Annotated in this window: 2 tRNA genes and 2 rRNA genes; all 4 read right to left on the reverse strand. The window is 55.9% G+C overall.

The window, feature by feature from the left end:
* Positions 1 to 471 (reverse strand): 23S ribosomal RNA (locus tag AC3WJI_RS21620); the annotation flags it as partial.
* Between the two features lie 464 nt (positions 472 to 935).
* Positions 936 to 1,011: transfer RNA gene (locus AC3WJI_RS21625), tRNA-Ala, on the reverse strand.
* A 16-nt stretch (positions 1,012 to 1,027) separates the two neighbouring features.
* Positions 1,028 to 1,104 (reverse strand) — tRNA-Ile (locus AC3WJI_RS21630).
* Between the two features lie 181 nt (positions 1,105 to 1,285).
* Positions 1,286 to 1,348, reverse strand: a 16S ribosomal RNA gene (locus AC3WJI_RS21635); the annotation flags it as partial.

Here is a 1,348-nt window from a genome sequence, read left to right on the forward strand (position 1 = left end):
ATGTACGAGTATTTAGGCTTGGAGGGTGGTCCCCCCATGTTCAGACAGGATTACACGTGTCCCGCCCTACTCGAGTCTCCTAACATCACTTTCGCATACGGGGCTGTCACCCGCTATGGCCGTCCTTTCCAGAACGTTCTGCTAGTTGAATTAGAAGCACTGGCCTGGTCCGCGTTCGCTCGCCACTACTAACGGAATCTCGGTTGATGTCTTTTCCTCCGGGTACTGAGATGTTTCAGTTCTCCGGGTTCGCTTCACGAAGCCTATTTTATTCAGCTAAGTGATACCTTCTTCCAATTACCCTCACGGTCATTGCTGGCCGCAAAGATAATCGGATCAGGTGGGTTTCCCCATTCGGAAATCGCAGGATCAAAGCTTGCTCACAGCTCCCCTACGCTTATCGCAGCGTGCCACGTCCTTCATCGCCTGTACATGCCAAGGCATCCACGAATTGCCCTTACCTCACGCTTGAGAGTCCACACCACCAACGACAACACTGGATCAGCCCGAAGGCCGACACGAAACTCGGCAGAGCAGTATTGCGTGGTTTTACCAGGCACATCGCGAACGATGCGCCCTCTTGATGCGGATGATTAAATCTCAGCTGTATTCGGGCGCGCCACCGGAGCGGTCAAGCTTGGCGACGACACCCATGTTCCGGCATCAGTTGCAGCGTTGCCGCTGAAACCGAAGCCGTCACGGCATCGATTTGAAAAACCCATTCACAATGTCAAAAAGCTCGCGGTTCCGTAGAACCGCAATACCGCTCGTGTCGAGCGGATCTCGGTGCTTCATCATCTGGATATTGGTGAGCGGCTTGCAACCCGCGCGCCGTCGGTCGCAGCAAAGCTGCGCCCTATGGCGCGCTGTGCAGCGCCGGCCGTCCTTGCCGTCGTGCGAATTAGCTTCGCTAATTCGTCTCGTCGGCTGCGGATTGGTGGAGCCTATCGGGATCGAACCGATGACCTGATGCTTGCAAAGCAACCGCTCTCCCAGCTGAGCTAAGGCCCCCTACCAAACTAGCGAATGGTGGGCCGAGTAGGAGTTGAACCTACGACCTCACGCTTATCAGGCGTGCGCTCTAACCACCTGAGCTACCGGCCCATCCGCACAACCCGAACCAGCCATAAAGGCCGCGGGCGGCGTGAGCCAGCTCAGGCTAATCGCCTCAAAAGAGGCGATATCCAGTGATGAAGGGACATGAGGACGGCGGCAAATGTTCTTTGGAATGGAGGAAGCTCTTCTCAGGATCGAAACCCTAAGCGCTTTCCGCCGATATCCTTAGAAAGGAGGTGATCCAGCCGCAGGTTCCCCTACGGCTACCTTGTTACGACTTCACCCCAGTCGC

This window comes from Sphingomonas sp. FW306-1B-B10E (genome assembly GCF_058782005.1).